At 43.9% G+C, this 3,377-nt stretch carries 4 protein-coding genes; 2 read left to right on the forward strand and 2 right to left on the reverse strand.

The window, feature by feature from the left end; genetic code table 11:
* Window positions 1-146: 146 nt before the first annotated feature.
* A complete protein-coding gene (locus JUF11_RS12885; RefSeq protein WP_204119913.1) occupies window positions 147-1,343 on the forward strand; it encodes an FtsW/RodA/SpoVE family cell cycle protein in 1,197 nt (398 codons plus the stop codon).
* A 577-nt stretch (window positions 1,344-1,920) separates the two neighbouring features.
* Here JUF11_RS12885 and JUF11_RS12890 read toward each other — a convergent pair.
* Both JUF11_RS12890 and JUF11_RS12895 read right to left on the reverse strand, forming a co-directional pair.
* Window positions 1,921-2,178: a helix-turn-helix domain-containing protein gene (locus JUF11_RS12890; protein ID WP_204119914.1), complete on the reverse strand. Its 258-nt coding sequence runs from the start codon at window positions 2,176-2,178 to the stop codon at window positions 1,921-1,923.
* The gene (locus tag JUF11_RS12895) at window positions 2,175-2,546 is read right to left on the reverse strand and encodes a type II toxin-antitoxin system RelE/ParE family toxin (protein ID WP_204119915.1); all 372 of its coding nucleotides are present in this window, start codon (window positions 2,544-2,546) and stop codon (window positions 2,175-2,177) included. Before JUF11_RS12895 ends, JUF11_RS12890 begins: the two co-directional genes overlap by 4 nt.
* A gap of 366 nt (window positions 2,547-2,912) precedes the next feature.
* Here JUF11_RS12895 and JUF11_RS12900 point away from each other — a divergent pair, with 366 nt between their 5' ends.
* Complete coding sequence (locus tag JUF11_RS12900) at window positions 2,913-3,155, forward strand: hypothetical protein (protein ID WP_204119916.1); 243 nt, start codon at window positions 2,913-2,915, stop codon at window positions 3,153-3,155.
* Window positions 3,156-3,377: the final 222 nt, after the last annotated feature.

The following is a 3,377-nucleotide window of genomic DNA, read 5'->3' on the forward strand; positions in this document are numbered from 1 at the left end:
ACCATCACTTAATGCCGACGTTGGCTTTACAAATGTCTTGCTACAGCTAGTCAAGAATAGCAGTATCTAAACATCTACAGCCACACATAGTCATATTGGGTGGTTCTAACAATGTTACGTTTACTACATACATAGGAGGAGCTTGAATGGCTAAAGGTGAAGATCTTGATTCCAGAATTGACTATGGCATCATCCTATCTGTCATGTTACTTTCAATCATTGGTCTTGTGTCTCTGTACACAGCGGTCAAATATGACTTGCAGCCGCCGTCGACACCTGCACGAGCAGCCACGATGCAGCTGATTTGGCTTATGTTGGGTATCTTAGTTGCATTCCTTGCAATGCACCTCGATGCCGAACAGTACTGGAAACTGTCTCCGTGGCTTTATACACTAGGAATTATTCTTCTCATCGCGGTCCTTAAATTTTACGATCCTACTATGGCTATTCAACATGGTGCAAAGAGTTGGTTTAGAGTTGGCCCCATCTCTTTTCAGCCTTCAGAAATTATGAAACCGGCATACATCCTTATGACAGCTCGCGTTGCTTCTTTACACAATTCGATGTATAGTCATACTTTCAAAAATGACTGGATACTAATTGGAAAGTTTGCCCTTATCACATTGCCAATAGCGGTTCTTATGAAGCTTCAGCATGACTTTGGGTCTACCTTAGTTTTTGTTGCAATACTGGCAGGCATGATATTAGTATCTGGAATTAAGTGGCAAATAGTTTTACCGCTAGGTTTGGGTTCATCTTTGATTATTTGTGTATCCATATATCTTGTGGTTAGTAGTTGGGGGAAGGAGTTTTTAGGACATCTTGGGTTTGAATCCTACCAGTTCGACAGGATTAACTCTTGGCTTGACCCGACACACGATACTAGCAATAGTAGCTTACAGCTTTGGCGTTCTATGCAGGCTATTGGAACCGGCCAGATGACCGGTCGTGGCATGAACAATCTAAAGGTATATGTACCTATCCGGGAGTCCGACATGATTTTTTCTGTAATTGGCGAATCATTCGGATTCGTCGGTTGTTCATTAGTGATTTTGATTTACTTCTTACTACTTTGGCAACTCATTCGTGTAGCATTTGATACCAAAAATGAGTTCTACGCTTACATTGTAACTGGCATAGTTATGATGCTTTCTTTTCATATATTTGAAAATATCGGAATGAACATAGATTTGCTCCCCTTAACCGGGATCCCGTTACCATTTATTTCTCAGGGCGGATCATTTCTATTGACTAACATGATCTGTATAGGCATTGTGTTGTCAATGCGCTATCATCATAGAACTTATATGTTTAGTCGTACAGAGAATGACTTTACTTCCTAACACTAAGGAAACTCTCGCTTGAATTATGGATCTATAAGCTATGTTGAAATTTCAGGAAGAGCCTAATGCGTTTGCGAGAACCATTGTCGATCAGCTACGTGACATCGTCGAGTTGTTTCGGGCTCGAGTAGTCACCGTTCATCACACTCTGTTCGTAGGATAACAGGGGAAGCATTTGAAACTTAGATTTTGGTTAAGCATAGTATTTGTAATTTTACTGATCTTGCAAATTGAATTCGAGTTCAGTCTATGGCTTTTCCCGCCTGTAGCTATTCTGCTTCTCATCGTAATACTCTACTTGCAGCTTATTAAAAACGAGTGAACCATGCGGCCCCGGTATCTGGGAATCAAACAATATACTGACATCCTGATCTACATCGGTTCCCAACAAAAAAGACGAGCCGCAGCCAGTCTTTAAGCGGGTCTAAAGTTTTTGGTGTTGGACGTTGTTCAGAGCAGACTTGACCCACCTTTCACCTAATATCTTACGTAGCGAGGCGCTCCAATAAGGTCAAATAAATAGGCATGGAGTAACTCATGCCCAAGAGCCAAAGATCAATGTAGTTATCAATAATAATCAAACGGAAGCCGTCAACTTTAGCTGCAAACCCAGTCCGGCTGCATACCTTGTTAATGTGCCAAGCGTTGGCATAGAATCCATACGCTCAATCTTAGCGAGCTGTGGCTGCTTCATACCAATCTTATCCGAAAAATCTCGTTGAGAAACACCGCGCCGAATTCTCTCAGCCTGCAATTCAGTCAGCATGTCCATCACTGACAATTCTTCCGGCGTGAAAGCTGTAATCGTTTTCTTGTATTCATTCCAAGTCGTCATTGTTCTATCTCCTTTCGACTCAACCAGTCGTCAAGTAATCTAAGTGCCTTATCGACCTGACGCGGATCCGTCGCATTCTGCTTCTTAGTGTAATGCGACAGCAACACATATCGGCCGTCAGACCAAGCAGCGTAAAATATGCGTTCGGGCATTGGCCGTAATTCAAATAGCTGGTGCCGATAGCCTTTCAAGTATTTCGCTTGAGGCTCACGCATCAGTGGCCCTAATGACTGGAGAAGATCAAGCTGGTGATGAATTTTTCCAAATAATACTTTTTTTGACTTTTCATTGCTTTGATCCAAATCGTCAAAGAAATTTAGAATTTCGCAGTATCCATCTCTGTCCTCATAGAAATCAATCTCATACATACAACGCGCCGCCTTAACTCGTTTGCTAAACAGATTATAACTTGAATGCAATCACATTGCAAATCAAAATGCGTCTCTCTCAGCAGTGATCAACTATTTTCGGAAACATGACGTCGGGAAAACCATTTTTGGGGCCGACACGCATAATGCTAGGCCGGCCCCGCGCTCCAAGAACCGGAGCACGAGTCCTCCGTGGTCATGCGGTGGCGCGGCCCAAGGGCCCTTTCGCGATCACCGCGGCTATCTAGATTTCTACTGACGGTTTGCAGGCAAGCAAGGGTAGCGAAGGAACTGGGGCAAAACCAAAATCAAGGTCAAGTGCAGGCCTCACAGTAGAAGACGGGCAGGAGCCTAGGAGGTCACGACATGAAGACAATGGAGGATTTCTACACAGAAATGGCACGGCGGTCAGACTACGCCGGAGAAGGGGACGCCTGCGGGCTATACACATTTGGCCTTGTCAGCGTGCTTACCGCCGAGAGCAACGAATACCTTCGGGTGAAGATTGCCAGCCCATACACGGTGAGCAACTTCATTATTTCAATCCAGCACGGCGATTTTGCGCCAGTTTTAGACAAAATTGAAGCTGAGCAGATACATACCTTTTAGCCAACCAGAGGAGGAAGAACATGATGAAAGTTGCCCTTAGATGGGCGTGGCACTTCTGGGGCTACGGTAGTTTCTGTTTCTGCGCTTGAGTCTGTTGCCATTTTTATCTCTCCCTTGAGTACAAAAAAACGCAGCATGTTAGCTGGGTTCTGGTGCAAAGTTGAAATTAAGCGTAGATCAAAGTGACTGTGTTTAGTGGTTGTAGCCTATGCCGCTAACAAT

This window comes from Lacticaseibacillus suilingensis, assembly GCF_016861845.1.
Taxonomy (GTDB): Bacteria; Bacillota; Bacilli; order Lactobacillales; family Lactobacillaceae; genus Lacticaseibacillus; species Lacticaseibacillus suilingensis.